15 protein-coding genes are annotated in these 16,668 nt (G+C 63.8%); 13 read left to right on the top strand and 2 right to left on the bottom strand.

Annotated features, from left to right (window positions below; all coding sequences use genetic code 11):
* Positions 1-64: 64 nt before the first annotated feature.
* On the top strand, positions 65-709 hold the full coding sequence (locus tag ACMGF5_RS19610; RefSeq protein WP_204917748.1) for a TetR/AcrR family transcriptional regulator: 645 nt from the start codon (positions 65-67) through the stop codon (positions 707-709).
* Positions 710-717: 8 nt separating this feature from the next.
* Here the strand turns inward: ACMGF5_RS19610 and ACMGF5_RS19605 are convergent, their stop codons facing one another.
* Positions 718-3,372: a beta-glucosidase gene (locus ACMGF5_RS19605; protein WP_239539387.1), complete on the bottom strand. Its 2,655-nt coding sequence runs from the start codon at positions 3,370-3,372 to the stop codon at positions 718-720.
* 76 nt (positions 3,373-3,448) lie between these two features.
* Positions 3,449-3,691: a hypothetical protein gene (locus ACMGF5_RS19600; protein ID WP_115275108.1), complete on the bottom strand. Its 243-nt coding sequence runs from the start codon at positions 3,689-3,691 to the stop codon at positions 3,449-3,451.
* A 482-nt stretch (positions 3,692-4,173) separates the two neighbouring features.
* Here ACMGF5_RS19600 and gspE point away from each other — a divergent pair, with 482 nt between their 5' ends.
* The 12 genes from gspE to mtlD all read left to right on the top strand — a co-directional run bounded on the left by gspE (position 4,174) and on the right by mtlD (position 16,516).
* Complete coding sequence (gspE, locus tag ACMGF5_RS19595) at positions 4,174-5,865, top strand: type II secretion system ATPase GspE (RefSeq protein ID WP_414157108.1); 1,692 nt, start codon at positions 4,174-4,176, stop codon at positions 5,863-5,865.
* A 1-nt stretch (position 5,866) separates the two neighbouring features.
* Positions 5,867-7,066, top strand: a complete 1,200-nt coding sequence (locus tag ACMGF5_RS19590) for a type II secretion system F family protein (protein ID WP_119689148.1) — start codon at positions 5,867-5,869, stop codon at positions 7,064-7,066.
* 10 nt (positions 7,067-7,076) lie between these two features.
* Positions 7,077-7,499 (top strand): type II secretion system major pseudopilin GspG, encoded by a 423-nt coding sequence (gene gspG / locus ACMGF5_RS19585; RefSeq protein WP_046785525.1) that lies wholly within the window; start codon positions 7,077-7,079, stop codon positions 7,497-7,499.
* Between the two features lie 2 nt (positions 7,500-7,501).
* Entirely contained in the window at positions 7,502-7,942 is a 441-nt protein-coding gene (locus tag ACMGF5_RS19580; RefSeq protein WP_046785526.1) for a GspH/FimT family pseudopilin, read from the top strand.
* The gene (locus ACMGF5_RS19575) at positions 7,939-8,301 is read left to right on the top strand and encodes a type II secretion system protein (RefSeq protein ID WP_046785527.1); all 363 of its coding nucleotides are present in this window, start codon (positions 7,939-7,941) and stop codon (positions 8,299-8,301) included. Before ACMGF5_RS19580 ends, ACMGF5_RS19575 begins: the two co-directional genes overlap by 4 nt.
* Positions 8,298-8,903, top strand: a complete 606-nt coding sequence (locus ACMGF5_RS19570; protein ID WP_119688793.1) for a prepilin-type N-terminal cleavage/methylation domain-containing protein — start codon at positions 8,298-8,300, stop codon at positions 8,901-8,903. The genes ACMGF5_RS19575 and ACMGF5_RS19570 overlap by 4 nt, the downstream gene beginning before the upstream one ends.
* Positions 8,900-9,613, top strand: coding sequence for a general secretion pathway protein GspK (locus ACMGF5_RS19565; protein WP_119688792.1), 714 nt, complete (start codon positions 8,900-8,902; stop codon positions 9,611-9,613). Before ACMGF5_RS19570 ends, ACMGF5_RS19565 begins: the two co-directional genes overlap by 4 nt.
* Positions 9,601-10,650 carry a type II secretion system protein GspL gene (locus ACMGF5_RS19560; RefSeq protein ID WP_414157107.1) on the top strand — a complete coding sequence of 350 codons (1,050 nt, stop codon included), beginning with the start codon at positions 9,601-9,603 and terminating at the stop codon, positions 10,648-10,650. The genes ACMGF5_RS19565 and ACMGF5_RS19560 overlap by 13 nt, the downstream gene beginning before the upstream one ends.
* Positions 10,634-11,245, top strand: coding sequence for a type II secretion system protein GspM (gene gspM, locus ACMGF5_RS19555; RefSeq protein WP_115275113.1), 612 nt, complete (start codon positions 10,634-10,636; stop codon positions 11,243-11,245). Before ACMGF5_RS19560 ends, gspM begins: the two co-directional genes overlap by 17 nt.
* Positions 11,242-11,751, top strand: coding sequence for a type II secretion system protein N (locus tag ACMGF5_RS19550; protein WP_046785531.1), 510 nt, complete (start codon positions 11,242-11,244; stop codon positions 11,749-11,751). Before gspM ends, ACMGF5_RS19550 begins: the two co-directional genes overlap by 4 nt.
* Positions 11,748-13,985 (top strand): type II secretion system secretin GspD, encoded by a 2,238-nt coding sequence (gspD, locus tag ACMGF5_RS19545; protein WP_414157106.1) that lies wholly within the window; start codon positions 11,748-11,750, stop codon positions 13,983-13,985. Before ACMGF5_RS19550 ends, gspD begins: the two co-directional genes overlap by 4 nt.
* A gap of 398 nt (positions 13,986-14,383) precedes the next feature.
* On the top strand, positions 14,384-16,516 hold the full coding sequence (gene mtlD / locus ACMGF5_RS19540; RefSeq protein ID WP_414157105.1) for a bifunctional mannitol-1-phosphate dehydrogenase/phosphatase: 2,133 nt from the start codon (positions 14,384-14,386) through the stop codon (positions 16,514-16,516).
* Positions 16,517-16,668: the final 152 nt, after the last annotated feature.

Here is a 16,668-nt window from a genome sequence, read left to right as displayed (position 1 = left end):
CCATAATCGCCCTCGCCGCTTCAGCGGAACCGGCACACCACCCACTACAGCTTGAAGTTGGTTTATGTCAGGTCAGGATCACGAAACCGAAGCGTCCAGCGCACCGGTCACCAAACGCCGCCGTGCCCCCAAGGGCGAGATGCGCCGCGCCGCCCTGCTGGATGCGGCCACCGCCGTGTTCGCCAAAGACGGTTATGCGGCAGCCTCCATGCGCGATGTGGCCGAAATCGCCGGCATCACCACGGTCGGGCTGTTGCATCACTTCCCCAACAAGGTGTCGTTGCTGCAGGCCTTGCTCGATCGGCGCGATCGGCGAGTGACAGAGAAGTTTGCCGAGCTGGAGATGGCGCCGACGCTTGCGAACTTCCTGGCCTTCGTGCGCATGAGTATGAATTTCAGCGTGCAGAACCTGCTTGAATGCCAAGCTTCGATGATGATCAGCGTCGAAAGCCTGTCCGAGCAGCACCCGGCCTGGCCCTGGTACAAGGAGAAATTCGCGCTGACCCACGCCCACGCCCAGGCGCACCTGGCGGCGCTGGTCGAGCATGGCGAGGTGCGCAAGGACATTGATGCGAAGGCGTTGGCGACCGAGATCTTCGCCGTGATGGATGGCCTGCAGATCCAGTGGCTGCGCGCCCCGGACCAGGTCGACGTCGAAGCGGTCTTCGACGCCTACCTGCTACGCCTTGCCTCTTGCATCAAGGCCTAGTGCGACGGTCAGTAAGCCTGGCTGTCGCTGACCTGCACGGCCGCTTGCAGCGGTGCCGGTAGTGGGTTGCTGTCACGCGTGGTCAAGTGTTGCGGCATGAGCGTGACCAGCGTGCGCTGCAGCGTGAGGTTTTCCGAGTCCGGGCCGACCCACACCTTGAACTTGCCGGCATCGACGTCCCAACTGTCGGTGTTCTGCACGAAGTACGCCAGCGAGCGCGAGTCGATCGGTAGGCTCACGGTCTTGCTCTGGCCCGGCTCCAGGTACACCTTGGTAAAGCCCTTGAGCTCCTTCTTCGGGCGGTCGACTTGCGGGGCGATCGGCTGAATGTACAGCTGCGCGACCTCAAAGCCCGCCTTGTCACCCGTGTTGGTCAGGGTGAACGTGGCGTTCACGGTGTTGCCCGGGGTCATCACATTGGTCGAGAGCTTCAAGTCCGAATAGCCGAACGTGGTGTACGACAAGCCGAAGCCGAACGGGTACAGCGGTTTGGCGTGCTTCTTGTCATAGCCGCGGTACCCCATGTAAAGCCCCTCGCTGTAGTCGATCTCGGTCAGCGGGTTGTCGCCACGGTAGGCGGCCGGGTCCGGGTAGGACGCGTAACTTGGGTTGTCTTCGATCTTCTTGTCGATGGTCACCGGCAGCTTGCCCGACGGGTTCACCTTGCCATACAGGATTTCAGCCAGTGCCTGGCCGCCCTGTTGCCCCGGGAACCAGGCATGCAACGCTGCGCCAACCTTCTTGGCCCACGGCTGCATGTCGGCCACGCCGCCGCCATGGGTGACGACGATGGTGTTCGGGTTGGCCTTGGTGACGAATTTGATCAACTCGGCCTGCTGGTCCGGCAGCGCGTAGCCGTGGTCGGAGCCTTCACCCTCGTTCTCGTAGTTGGTGCCCGCGGCGATCACCACGGCATCGTAGCTGGCGATGTCCTTCGGCGGTCGCAGGGACGCCCAGCTCATCTGAACGCCTGCCAGGCCGCCCAGTGCCGGCGTGAAGTTGCCTTGCACACGGCGGTACTCAAGCTTGACGTTGTAGGACTTGCCCGCCACCAGGGCAGCGCTCTTGCCCGAAGTGGTCAGCGCGTTGACCACATCAGAGGAGTACGGCACGCCGTCGCTCTGCACCACCAGCTTGCCATCGACCCAAAGCTTGTAAGGGCCGTCGGCGCGCACCTTGAACACATGCGCACCCGAGACGGTCGGCTTGATCGTCGCACTGAAGCGCGCGGAGAACGCCCCGGCTGTCGGGCTGAAGCCGGACACGGCAGTGGTGCCGGCGCTGGTTTCGTTGGTGCTGGTGGTCCAGTTGAGGTTCACGCCCGGCTCGATGCGGGTCAGTACCGGGTTGCCGCTGAGGCTGGTGTTGCTGAAATACTCGGCCTTCACCCCGGCATTGCTGACGCCGCTGCCGGACGAGGTCGGCTGGTACCAGACTGCCGCCTTGGGGTTCAGGCTCAACGCCGACAGGTAAGTGACATTGGCGCTGTTCGACGCCAGTTGCTGCAGCCCGCTGAGTTCGGTCACGTAGCTGTTGGGTGGCGAGTTGGCGGTACCGAACGGCGAGGCAGGCGCCTGGTTGGCCCAGTCGCCGATCACTGCGATTCTGGCGGTGCGCGCCAGCGGCAGCAGCGGCTTGCCAGCAGCGGTATCGGCGTTGCGCAACAGCACGATGCCTTCACGTGCAGCGTTCAGCGAGGCGCGCTGACCGTACTCGGTGTGCTCCAGCGTCTTTGCCGTGTTGAGGTTTTCCTGGAAGTCGTAGCTGACCACCGCACGCAGGTTGCGCTTGACCTTGTCGTCGATGACGTTCTGGGTCAGCTGGCCGCTCCACAGGTACGGCAGCAGGTTGGCCTCGGTGAACTGCAGGCCCGAAGGCATGTCCAGGTCGGTGCCGGCCCATGCGCCCTTGAACGGGTCGTGAATGGCATTGAAGTCACTGATAACGGTGCCCTGATAACCCCACTCGCCTTTGAGCACCTCGGTGATCAGGTGGTGGTTTTCGCAGGCGTAGTCGCCGTTGACCTTGTTGAACCCGCACATGATCGACGCCACGTTGGCGTTCTTGACCATCGACTCGAAGCCGGGCAAGTACAGCTCACGCAGCGTGCGCTCATCGGCCACGACATTGACCGCCTGGCGATTGGCCTCCTGCTCGTTGGCCAGGTAGTGCTTGCCACTGGCCTGGATCCCTTGGGCCTGGATGCCGTTGACGATGGCCGGCGCCAGCACCGCGCCAAGGAACGGATCCTCGCCACTGACGTATTCGGCCGAACGCCCGTTGTAGGGCGTGCGGTACAGGTTCACCCCGGGCGAGAGCATCTGCTGGCCGCCGGAAATACGCGTTTCATAGGCAATGGCCAGGCCGAACTCTTTGGCCCGGTTGATGCTCCAGGTGGCGGCCAGGGCCGACTGCGAAGGGTACTGTGCGCCAAAGGTGGCGTTATTCACGTGCACGCCCATGGACGAGTCGTACGCCACCGTGCCCTGGATCCCCCACTTGAGCAGCGACGGGATCATGTGGCCGTCGTTGACCCGGGTGAAGTTGATCTTCTCGGCCTGGTTCATGTTGTCCAGGATGGAGCTGACCCGGGCCTCCACCTCGTTGCCGGTGGCCGGCCCGGCCGCCAAAGCGCCCGAGGCCTGCATGACGCCGAGCGCCATCAGGCTCACGGCCTGTTTGAACTGTTTCACGGGTTGAATCCTCAAGAAAAGAATGGGAGCAGGCAAACCTGCGGCCTTACGGCTGGCTGACCAGCGCCGGCGCATCAGCGGTGTCTACCGGCGCGTCGACAAAGGCATTGGCATCAGTGGCGCCCTTTGCAACATCGCTGACACCGGACAGTTGCTCGCGCTGGCTGTCCAGTTGTTCACGGGCTTCATAAGCCGCTGTACCAGAAGTGGCGCCGTTTGTATCTGCGAAGGCATTTGGCACAGTGGCCAGCAGTGCCGAACAGGCGAACGGCAGCAGTAGTCTATTCATCGAATAGTTCTCGAAAAAAGAATGCAGGAATTAGCGGACCGCAAACAGGGCCCGCCCGGCGGGTAAGTCTGGGCAGTTAACTGAAAAGTTCAAGGGCTCATGAAGTGCACAGTGGGCAACGCATCAAAAAACCAAAAAAACCACGCCAAATAACATCGAAATATAAAGAATAGAATTACATTAAATACATGCTAAGAGCATAAATGTATTCGTAGATTCCAATATTTATTGTTATCGTGGTTTTTTCATGCTTTTTTTGAGCATTTACGGCAAGCATTCACCTTCTACTAAACCTAGTTGCAATTAGGTTTAGCGGGGTGATATGCTTCCGAGATCGTTGAAAACAGCCAGCTAATTCACACTGAACAAACCAAAAATATAGGCTGTTGCAACGGTTAAAATTCCAAAGTATTCTCCGGGCCACCTCAGGCCTGACAAGTAGTAAAGTGCCGCTATATAGCCAGTACTTGCACTAAGCCATCATGATGAAATCAACTATTCCTTCTGCTGACGATATATGTGAGTGGCTGCTCAATGCTGGCGCATTGCAACCGGCTGATATGAATCGTGCTGCACGCCTGGGCGTGGCGCAGGCAATGGGCGAACATGAAAAACTGCGCACTTTGCTGCGCCTGGGCGCTGTAAGAGAGCAGCAAATGGCCGCGGCCTACGCCGAGTTGCTGGGCGTGCCCAGGCTGGACAGGCAGCGTGTCGACTCACCGCCTGTGGCCACTGAACGCTTTGCCCGCCACTACGGCGTGGTCACCCTCAGCGAAAGCAGCAGCCACTTGCAGGTCGCCGCCGCCGTGCCGCTTTCGGCCTACGCGCTGAACGCACTCGGTTACCAGGCGGCAAAACAGGTAGAGCTGGTGGTAGGGACCAGCGACGAGATCACCGCCCTGATCGAACAGGCCTACGGTGAAGGCCGCTCGGCCATGGGCGCGCTGATCCAGACCCTGGACGACGACAGCATCGACGAAGGCGACATCGAACAGCTCAAGGACATGGCTTCCGAGGCGCCAGTGATCCGCCTGGTCAACCTGATGCTGCAACACGCCGTCGACCGTCGCGCTTCGGATATCCACGTAGAACCTTTCGAAACCCAGCTGAAAGTGCGCTACCGGGTCGACGGCGTGCTGGTCGAAGGCGAAGCACCACCGGCCGGCTACGCCGCGGCGGTCATCTCGCGGCTGAAGATCATGGCCCGGCTGGATATCGCCGAGCGCCGCCTGCCGCAGGATGGGCGGATCATGCTGCGCATTCAGGGCCGCGAGCTGGACTTGCGGGTCTCGACCGTGCCGACCAGTTTTGGCGAGTCGGTGGTGATGCGCCTGCTGGACCGGCAAACCGTGAGTTTCGACTTCGCCAGCCTGGGCATCCGTGGCCCCACCCTGCACAGCATCGAGCATCTGCTGGCGCGCCCCCATGGCATCTTCCTGGTCACAGGGCCCACCGGCTCGGGCAAGACCACCACCCTTTACACCGCGTTGTCGGGCCTGAACACCGCCGAACGCAAGATCATCACCGTGGAAGACCCGGTCGAATACCAGCTCACCGGCATCAACCAGATCCAGGTCAAGCCTGCCATCGGCCTGGGGTTTGCCACGGCATTGCGCTCGATCGTGCGTCAGGACCCGGACGTGATCATGATCGGTGAAATGCGCGACCTGGAAACCTGCCGCATCGCCATCCAGTCATCGCTGACCGGGCACCTGGTACTGTCGACCCTGCACACCAACAGCGCCGCCGCCAGCATCACCCGCCTGCTGGACATGGGCGTCGAAGGTTACCTGCTCGCCTCCACCCTGCAGGGCATCCTTGCCCAGCGCCTGGTGCGCCGCCTCGACCCGGCCACCCGTATCGCCTTCCAGGCACCGGCCGAACTGGTCGAACGCCACCAACTGGCCCGCTATACGCAACAGCGTCCGATCATGCTGTACCGCCCAGACGAGCAGGCGCCGGGCGGCGGTTACCATGGGCGCAGCGCGATCACCGAACTGCTGGTCATGGACGAAGACCTGCGCGGCATGCTCATGCGCCAGACCGATGCCGCCACACTGGAGGCCCACGCCCGTCGCAACGGGCTGGTGACCCTCTATGATGACGGCCTGCGCCAGGCCCTGGCCGGCGTCACCTCGCTTGAAGAAGTGCTGCGCGTCACGGGTGGTGATTGAGGTGCCGACCTTTTCCTATACCGCGCTCGACAGCGAAGGCCGCAAGCAGCAAGGCGAACTGGACGCCAGTGACCGTGACCACGCCGCTCGCCAGTTGCAACGGCGCGGCCTGCTCATCCTGCAGCTCAGGCAGGGCAGCCGCCTGCTGCGTTCGGGCAAGGCGCGCAGCGTGTTCCAGCCGGTGGAACTGATCACCATCACCCAGCAGCTCACTACCCTGCTCAGCGCCGGGCAACCGCTGGACCGGGCGCTGGGCACCGTGCTGAAGAACGTGCGCAGGCCCGCCGCCAAGGCTGTGCTGGAGCGGGTGCGCGAGCAGGTCAAAGCCGGCTTGCCGCTGTCCCAGGCGCTTGAAGAACACCCCGGCAGTTTCTCACCGTTCTACACCAGCCTGGTGCGGGCCGGCGAGGCCGGCGGTGTACTCGAAGTGACCCTGGCCCAGCTTGCCGGCTACCTGGAACAAAGCCACAAACTGCGTGGCGAAGTGATCAACGCGCTGATCTACCCGGCTTTCCTGGTGATCGGTGTGGTCGGCTCGCTGGCGCTGCTGCTGGCCTATGTGGTGCCGCAATTCGTACCGATCTTCCAGGACCTGGGCGTGCCCATCCCGCTGGTGACCCGCGCCGTGCTGGCCATGGGCGAGTTCGTCAATGCCTGGGGGCTGGCCTGCCTGCTGACGCTGCTCGGCGCCAGCTGGCTTGGCCTGGCCGCGCGGCGTGACCCGCGCAGGCGCATCGCCCAGGACCTGCGCCTGTGGCGCAACCGCCTGTTCGGCCCGCTGCTGCAGCGCCTGGAAACCGCACGCCTGGCGCGCACCTTGGGCACCCTGTTGAGCAACAGCGTCACCCTGCTCGGTTCACTGGCGATCGGCCGTGACGTCAGTGCCAACCATGCCCTGCGCGAGCATGTGGGGCATGCCACCGAGCAGGTCAGGCAAGGCAGCAGTCTGAGCCTTGCGCTATCGGCAGAGGCCCTGCTGCCGGAGCTTGCCTTGCAGATGATCGAAGTCGGTGAGCAGTCGGGCACCCTCGGCGCGATGCTGCTCAAAGTCGCTGATGTCTATGACCTTGAAGCCAAACGCACCATCGACCGCCTGCTCGCGGCGCTGGTGCCCACCCTGACCATCGTCATGGCGGTGATGGTGGCGGCAATCATGCTCGCCATCATGCTGCCGCTGATGAGCCTTACCAGCAATATCTAGGAAACCGCCCATGCCCTCCAAGCAACGCTTCAACGCCCGCCAAGCGGGCTTCACCCTGCTCGAAATGCTTGCCGTGATCGTGCTGCTGGGCATTGTCGCGACCATCGTGGTGCGCCAGGTCGGCGGTAACGTCGACAAGGGCAAGTACGGTGCCGGCAAGGCGCAGTTGGCCAGCCTGAGCATGAAGGTCGAAAGCTATGCCCTGGATGTCGGGGCGCCGCCGGCAACCCTTGAACAACTGCTCAAAAAGCCGGCCAACGCCAGCCGCTGGGCCGGGCCGTATGCCAAGCCCTCGGACCTGGTCGACCCCTTTGGCCATGGTTTCGCTTACCACTTCCCCGGTAGCCACGCCAGCTTCGACCTGATCTTCCTCGGCCAGGATGGCGCGGTCGGTGGCGAAGGCTACAAGGCCGACGTGGGCAACTGGGAATAACCATGGCAGCCCGCCCGCCCCGCGAACGCGGTTTTACCCTGTTCGAACTGCTGATCGTCATCGTCCTGGTCGGCGTTGCCACGTCGATCCTGGCCGTTGGCATTGGCCGGGGCATGCTGGTGGCCCATGAGCGCAGTGCATTGGCAAACATGGTGTCGGCGCTGCGTAGCGCGCGCGTGCAGGCCATTGCCAGCGGGCAACCGGTGCGCGCGAGCTTCGACCTGCAGCGCAGGCAGGTGCAGGCACCCGGGCGCACGCCCCAGGGCTGGCCCGAAGACTTCACCGTGCGCCTGCAGACGGCCCGCGGCCTGGGGGCGGGCTTTGAGTTTTACCCCGATGGCGCGGCCAGCGGCGGCAACATCCTGATCAGCCGCGGCCAGGCGCGTTGGCGCATCGACGTCAGCTGGCTCACCGGCAGTGTGCAAGTGCGGGAGTTGCCATGAACCGTCAGCGCGGTTTCACCCTGCTGGAGATGCTGGCAGCAATTGCCCTGCTGGTGGTGGCCTCGAGCATCCTGCTGGGCGCATTCGCCCAGAGCAGCCGCTCACTGGCGCAGGTAGAGCGCAGTGACCGCCACAATGCGGCGGCGCGTTCGCTGCTGGACGACTTCGACCTGGGCCCGCTTGCCGTGGGCCAGCAACGGGGTAGCTGGCAGGGCATCGACTGGGTGCTGGACGTCACCCTGGAGCAGGCAGTGCCCACACGCCTTGACCTGTACCGGCTGGACCTTACCCTGAGCGAGAGCGGGCACACCTGGCGCTACAGCACCCTGCGCGCACGCGCGCCAGGCAGTGAAACATGAAACGCCAGGCAGGCTTTACCCTGCTGGAGATCCTGGTGGTCATCAGCCTGCTGGGGTTGCTGCTGGGGCTGGTCGGTAGCGCCCTGGTGGCGGCCAACCGCTCAGTGGCAAAGGCCGAGCGCTACAGCGCCCGGCTCGATGAACTGCGTGCAACCCAGCGGTTCCTGCGCCAGGCGCTGGGCCAGGTGTTGCCATTGACCGCAGCGACCGGCCAGGGCGCCCACACCGCAACATTCGAAGGGCAAAACGACACAGTGGTGTTTTTCGCCCCGCTGCCAAGCTCTGTAGGCGGGGGGATCTACCGCCAGCGCCTGCAACTGCGTCAAGGGCGTCTGCAGATCCAGTTGGCCAGGCTGCAAGGCCAACGCCTGCAGGCCTGGGGCGAGCCCCAGCGTTTGCTGGAGGGGGTCAAAGGGCTGCACCTGAATTACCGCGGCTACTCCCCGCTGGGCAAGGCCACCGGCTGGATGCCCCAGTGGCCGTGGCCCGAGCGGCTGCCCCAGGCAGTGCGCGTGGCGGTGCAACTGCAAGGCACTCAGGCCTGGCCGCTGCTGCAGGTCAACCTGCTGCTTGACCTGTCCGGCGACGGTGGCCGGCCATGAGCCGCCAGCGCGGTGCGGCCCTGTTGCTGGTGCTCTGGGTCGTCGGTTTGCTGAGCGTGCTGCTCGGCGGTTTGGCGGTATCGGTCCAACTGCAGCAGCGCCAGGCCCGCTGGCAAGGCAACCAGACCCAGGCCGGGCTCGCCGCCCAGGCAGGCTTCAACCTGGCCGTGGCCAACCTGCTGCGCGGCGGCCAGGCGCGCTGGCTCGCCGATGGCCAAGTCCACGTGGCCCACTTTGCAGGCAGCACGCTGCACATCAGTGTGGTCAGCGAACGGGGCAAGCTGGACCTCAACGCAACACCTTCAACGAGCCTGGCAAAACTCCTGCGTGCCAGTGGCGCCACCGCCGAACGCTCGAAAATCATCACTCAGGCTTTAAGGACGAGGCGCAACCAGGTACCCCTGCGAATGCTCGAAGAATTTCGCGAACTACCCGGCATGAGCTACGCCGTCTATGACCGTGCCCTGCCCTTCATCACCGTCTGGTCGGGCAATGCCCAGCCCGACCCCAGCCTGGCATCACCCACACTGGCCAGTGTGCTGGGCCTGCCCCACTATCACGGCCCCGCGCCGGATGGCGGGCCGATCCTCACTGTCACCAGCCAGGCCACCTTGCCCGGCGGCTTTCAGTCACGCCTGAGGGCAACCTTCGTGCTGCTGCCGGCCTACGCCGGTGGCAAGCCTTACCGGGTATTGAGGTGGCAGGATTGATCCGCCTGGCAAAACACTGTGCGGCACGCTGGGGCAGCCAACAGCAGCTTTACCAGGCACGCTGGCGGGCCAGCCGTGCCCGGTACTGGCTCAGCGCATGGCGGGCCGAGCTGCTGGGCATGCTCCCGCAGGCGGTCGCCGCGCGCCTTGGCAACGGTAATACGCCGCAGGTGCTGCCATGGCCGTTGCCTGCCGACTGCCAGCACAGTCAGCCTGCCGTTCTGCTGCTGCCTGCCTCGCACGTGCTGACGCAGCACATCGAGTTGCCCGTTGCCGCCACGCGCAACCTGATGCAGGTGCTGGCCTACGAAATCGATCGATACACGCCGTATACCGCCGACCAGGTCCATTTTGTCGCCCGCGTGGCGCAGCGCCGCGCACCACAGGCCCAGGTTGAACTGGTGGCCATCGCACGCAGTACCCTGGACACCCTGCTGGTTGCCTGTGGCGAACAGGGTGTGCACCTGGTCGGCATCGATGCACTGGACACCCGCGGCGAACGCCTGATGATCGACTTGCTGCCGGCCGAAAGCGCCCGCACGCGGTCACGCCCAGGCCAGCTGGGCCGCTGGCTGTGGCTTGGCCACGCAACCTGTTGCGTAATGCTTGGCGCAGCCTGGCTGGAGCGCCGCCAGGGCGAGGTCCAGGCCATGCAGCGCGAAGTGGCGGCACAACGCGAGGCCGCCCAGCAGGTGCAGCACTTGCGCCAGGCCCTGGACACCACACTGGGCGCCTCGACCTACCTGGCCAGCCTCAAGGCACAACGCCCCACCGTCACCGCGCTGCTGGCCGACCTCACCGCCTGCGTGGGCGACGACACCTGGATAGAGCAGCTGGAAGTGAGCGATGGCACGCAGGTGACGCTCACCGGCCAAAGCGAGCGCACCAGTGCCTTGCTGGCGCAGGTAAAGACCTGCACCACGCTTGAGCACGCGCAGTTCAAAGGCATCATCCAGGCAGACAAAACCACGGGCCGCGAGCGCTTTTCCATCACCGCCCAGCTCAGCCAGGAGGTGCCGCATGCGCCCGCTCACTAGCAGAGAACGCAAGCTCTGCGCCTTGGGCGTGCTCGCGCTGTTGCTTTGGCTGGCCTGGTACCTGGTGTTCGAATGCCTGCTGCTCGCCCCCCTGCGCAGCCTGGACGCGCAAGCCCAGACGTTGCGCGAGCAGCAACGGCGCTATGCCAGCCTAATGCTTCAGCAACCTGAACTGCAGGCCCAGTTGCAGCGCAGCCGCAACGACCCCGCCCAACGCAACAGCCTGCTGCCGGGCGAAGACCCCAACGCCGTAGCCGCCGACCTGATGCAGCGTGCCGTCGATCAGGTGAAGGCGCAGGCGCACGTCGGCCCCGGCTGCGACATCACCCAGCGCATGCCCATCGCCCCCGCCGAGCAGGGCCAGGCCGAGCCTTATCGCCCGGTCAAAGTCAGCCTGACGCTGGCCTGCGCCATCGAACCGCTGGCGGCCCTGCTGCATGCACTGGAGTACGGCCAGCCCAGCCTGTTCATCGACCAGCTGAGCATACGCCGCAGTGCTGCGGCGCCAGCCAAGGGGCCTGCCGGGCGCCTGGAAGTCCACCTGCTGATACGCGGTTACCTGCACGCGCAGCCAGCAGAAGGAAGCGACTCATGATGCGTGCCGCTCATCTGGTGCTGCTGGCTGCCAATGTCAGTGCCCTCGCCGTGGTCGCCTGGATGCTTGTCGCGCCAAACCCACCACAGTGGCTGCCGGCGCAAAAGCCGTCAGCAACCCCCACCCACCAGCCACCCGCGCCACTGGCCGAGCTTGCCCAGCCAGTGCGTGCCGCCACCTGGGCGCACCCGATCTTCAGCGTTGACCGTCAGCCCGACCCACAACAGCAAGGCCAGCACAGCCCTGCATTGGCCAACCTGACGCTGACCGGCGTGGTGCTCGACGGGCAGTCGCGCTGGGCCTACCTGCGCGAAGGCCGCAAACCAGCCAGCAAGGTTGCGCTGGGCAGCACGCTGGCAAGCGGCTGGACCCTTACCCGGCTGACGGCGCTGAGCGCAACCTTCACCCGTGCCGGGCAACAGCACACCCTGAGCATGCCACTGCTGCGCCTGCCGCCGCCGTCCAAGGCCTCCGCCATCACTCTTCCGCGTATTGAAACCCCATGACCATGCAAGCTCCTTCACGCCACCCATTCCCTACTCTGCGTGCGCCATTGCTCGGCCTGAGTGTCGCCATCGCCCTGGCCGGTTGCGCCACCACGCAACGTGACCTGCACACCGACCCGGCGCTGCTGCAGCAGGCCTTCAGCGGCGCCGACGCCCCCGCCCCTGCGGCCACCGGCCTCGAGCCCGCTGCCGCGCCCGCTGCAACAGCCCCACGCAGCGCGCCTGGCCGGCAGATCATCACCGGCAACCAGCGTTTCATCCGCAAGGCCTCGGCAACGCCCCCCGCCGCGAAGGATGAGCAAGGCGATATCGTGTTCAACTTCACCGACCAGCCCATCGAGGCGGTGATCAACAGCGTCATGGGCGACCTGCTGCATGAAAACTACAGCATCAGCCAAGGTGTCAAAGGCAGCGTCAGTTTCTCCACCTCAAAGCCGGTCACCAAGCAGCAGGCACTGTCCATCCTGGAAACGCTGCTGTCGTGGACCGATAACGCCATGATCCGCCAGGGCGAGCGCTATGTGATCCTGCCGGCCGACAAGGCCGTTGCCGGCAAACTGGTGCCACAGGTGCCGGTCGCCCAGCCTGCCACGGGCCTCGCCGCCCGGCTCTACCCGCTGCGCTACATCGGCGCCAGCGAAATGCAGAAGCTGCTCAAGCCTTTCGTACGTGAGAATGCCTTCCTGTTGGTCGACCCGGCCCGCAACGTGATCAGCCTGGCAGGCACTCCAGATGAACTCGCCAACTACCAGGACACCATCGACACCTTCGACGTCGACTGGCTCAAGGGCATGTCGATTGGCGTTTACGGCCTGCAACGCGCCTCGGTGGCCGAGCTCATGCCGCAGCTGCAGAAGCTGTTCGGGCCCGACAGCGGCATGCCACTGTCGGACATGGTCAGGTTCATGCCCAACGAACGCACCAACTCGATCGTCGCCATCTCTGCGCAACCGGAGTATCTGCAGGAAGTCGGTGACTGGATCCGCACCATCGATGAAGGCGGTGGCAACGAACCGCAGCTGTTCGTGTACGACGTGCGCAACATGAAAGCGGCGGACCTTGCCCGATATCTGCGCCAGATCTATGGCTCGGGGCAGTTCAACGACGACAAGGCGGCCAGCGTCGCGCCAGGGCTCAAGACCACCAGCCTGACCTCGCTCAACGGCACCGGCGGCCAGTCGGCCCAAGGCCTGGGCGGCACTGGCATGAGCACCCGGGCCAGTATCGGCCAGGCGCCATCGGAGGATGACTACGAGGACACTGAGCAAACCCAGGCCAGCAGCGCCGAGCCGGGCGACGGCTCGGCCAAGAGCCTTGAAGAGTCGGTGCGCATCACCGCGCAGAAAAGCAGCAACCAGCTGCTGGTACGCACGCGGCCAGCCCAGTGGAAAGAGATCGAATCGGCCATCAAGCGCCTGGACAGCCCGCCGCTGCAGGTGCAGATCGAAACACGCATCCTCGAAGTCAAGCTCACCGGCGATCTGGACCTGGGCGTGCAGTGGTACCTGGGCCGGCTGGCCGGCAATTCGTCCAGCACCACCGTCGCCAACGAAAGCGGCAGCCAGGGTGCGCTCGGTGCCGGTGGCGTCGCGCTGGGCAGCGCCTCGATGTTCTACTCCTTCGTCAGCAGCAACCTGCAGGTGGCCCTGCGCGCGCTGGAAACACGCGGCCTGACACAGGTGCTTTCGGCTCCATCGCTGGTGGTGCTGAACAACCAGCAGGCGCAGATCCAGGTCGGCGACAACATTCCGATCAGCCAGACCACCGTCAATACCAGCAACTCCGACACCACCCTGAGCAGCGTCGAATACGTGCAGACAGGTGTCATTCTCGATGTCGTGCCACGGATCAACCCCGGTGGCCTGGTGTACATGGACATCCAGCAGCAAGTGAGCGACGCCGACGACAGCGCCGTCACCACCACCCAGCCCAACCCGCGCATTTCCAGCCGTGCGGTATCGACCCAAGTGGCAGTGCAAAGCGGCCAGACGGTACTGCTGGGGGGCCTGATCAAGCAGGACAACGGCCAATCCGATACCCGTGTGCCGGGCCTGTCGAGCATACCCGGGCTGGGCTGGCTGTTCGGCAGCACCTCCAAAAGCCGTGACCGTACCGAGTTGATCGTGCTGATCACGCCAAGGGTCGTGAACAACCCCGAACAGGCGCGCCAGGTCACCGCGGATTATCGCCAGCAGATGCAGGTGCTCAGGGAGCAAGCAGCGCTGAACAGGTAGAGAACAAACCGTGCATGGTTCCCTACTGGGCCCTTGCCGGTTGCATGTCACTGCGCATCCGTGCAAGGGTAAAAAAGGAATCCCAGTTACAAACAAAGGAAGCGAAGTACCCCATGCCAGGAATCACACGTATCCATCGCTATTTGCGCTCACTGTCTGCAAACCGATCTGCAGCCAGTGGGCGTGAAGTCAAACAAGGCGCCCGAGCTGCCTCGAAGCTCGCAGACATCCTCTGCACTCCCCGCTCTGTCCCCCCTTATTTCTATGTCGCGCCGGTGCGCGGCCCTGTCGATCGCATGCCCCCTACCTGACAGCTCAAGCAGCGGTTTTTTCGCAATGCTCGCTTGTACCCGTCTGCAAGCCGAGATGAATCACGATTCACCAAGGGGCAATACCGAATGATCTTTTTTCAGGGCAAACGCATTTTAAGCGCCATCTTCGATATGGATGGCACCATGTTCGATACCGAGCGCCTGCGCTTCAAGACGTTGAAACAAGCGTCGCTGGAAATTGCCGGCAAGGCGCTGAGCGAACAAACATTGATCGGCTCGCTGGGCCTGAGCGCGAAAAAGGCCGAGGCCCTCGCCAAGGCCCATAACGGTGACGACTTCCCGTACGCCCGGATCCGCCAGCGCGCCGATGAGCTTGAGCTTGAGTACGTGCGCAATCACGGCGTACCGATCAAGGCCGGCTTGCTGGAAGTGCTGGAGCGGCTACGCAAGTCTGGCTTGACCATGGCGGTCGCCACCTCCAGCCGCCGCGCCATCGCCGAGGAGTACCTGATCAATGCCAATGTGCTCAAGTACTTCGACATCACCGTGTGTGGCGACGAAGTCAGCCAAGGCAAGCCCCACCCCGAAATCTTCCTGCGCGCCGCCACTGCACTCAATTGCGAGCCGAGCCAGTGCTTCATGGTCGAAGACTCGGAAAACGGCATGCTTTCGGCCATCCGCGCCGAAGGCCAGGCGATCCTGATCGAAGACATCAAGCCGCCGGCCGCTGAAGTCAAAGCGGGCGCGCTGAAAGCCTACCGCAGCATGAATGAATTCCTGGCTGACTTGAGCGAGTGCGTGCCTGACCTGGGCATGCCGCAGCTTGAAGAGCCCTTTCCAGCGTCACTGAACCAGTTCCGTGTCGGCATTCACGGGTTCGGCGCCATCGGCGGCGGTTACCTGACCCAGGTGTTTTCCCATTGGGACGGCTACACCCGGCCATGTGAAATCATCGCCGCCACCCGTTCGCGCATGCTGCGCGAGACCGTTTCTGCGTTTGGCCGTTACAGCGTGCGTTACGGCGCCACCTCGTTCGACCAGACCATCGAAAATGTGCGCATGATCGACATGGACGATGCCGAGGCGGTGATCGACATGTACAACGCGGCAGAAATCATCGGCCTGAGCCTGCCGGAGCAGGCCATCCGCAAACAGGCCAAGGTGATTGCCCAAGGCTTGCTGCGGCGCTTCGAGCGCCGGGGCCGTGACCTGACCATCCTGATCGTGCTGAACAAGATCGGTGGCGCCGCGTTCGTGCGCCTGCACGTGCAGGCGGAGCTGGAGTTGCTGTGCACGCCGGACATCACTCAACAGATCCTGCAAAAGACCCATTTCGCTGAAACGGTGGTCAGCCGCATCGTGTCCAAGCTCAGCAACGAGGCGTTGGTCCGCCAGTTGCGCATCAAGTCGCAAATGTTCCAGAACAGCCTCGACGACGAGCCTGCACCGGCCAGCAAACCATCCGCGCCGGTACCTGAATACGAGCGCCTGATCTGTCGATTCCGGCCTTTCGCGCAGTCCAGCAACGCGATGAGCCAGCTGCACCTGATCCTGTTCAACAGCGAGCCGGACATGCCGTTGTATGTGGAGCGCGGCAGTGACCTGCTGGAGCGTCTGCGCCAGGTGAAAACGGTCGCCGACATCGCCCAGATCCAGGTCATCAAGAACCGCTTGTGGAACGGCCCTCACGCCATCATTGCCTGGTATGCAAGCCTGCTGGGCTATGACTGGGTTGGCCAGGCCATGGGCGACGACCGGGTCAGTGAACTGGCCGAGCGCCTGATCGGCCAGGAAGTCGCGCCAGCACTGGTGGCTGAGAATGCCGACATGGCAGAGGCGGTGCGCGATTTTGCCAGCACCTTCCTGGAGCGCTGCAAAACGTCGTTCAAAGACCCTTGCGCCCGTGTGGGGCGCGACCCACTGCGCAAGCTTCAGCGCAACGAGCGCATCCTGAGCAGCATCGACCTTGCCCACAAGCACGGCATCGAAACCCCCGGCCTGGCATTCGGGGCAGCACTTGGCATTCACTATGCGTTGCGCTGCAAAGACAGCAAAGACCTGGAAGCGCAGACCATCAAGCGGCTTTACCAGGACAATGGCGAAAGCGTCGAGGCTGTGCTTACCCACAAGGGCGATTACAACGGCAAGCCTTACCCGGGATTGGACCCGGTTGGCGACGCGGCGCTGATCGAGGCCATTGCAGGGAATTTCAGGCAGTTGCAGCAGGAGCAGGATTCAGTGATGTACGCGGCGCAGTGAGGCCTGGTTCGTCGTGATAGGCAGACGCCCTTGAGAGCGAGCGCCGCCCGCGCGGCGCTCGCTCTCAAGGGCGTCGAAGCGCTCAAGGCATGCAAAGGTCGAGAAAAACCCAAAATCCGATCGACCTCTCACGCCCAGTCGGCGTCCGATGA

This window comes from Pseudomonas sp. BNK-15, assembly GCF_047456105.1.
Classification (GTDB): domain Bacteria; phylum Pseudomonadota; class Gammaproteobacteria; order Pseudomonadales; family Pseudomonadaceae; genus Aquipseudomonas; species Aquipseudomonas putida_E.
This window is presented reverse-complemented; position numbering and strand designations above follow the sequence as displayed.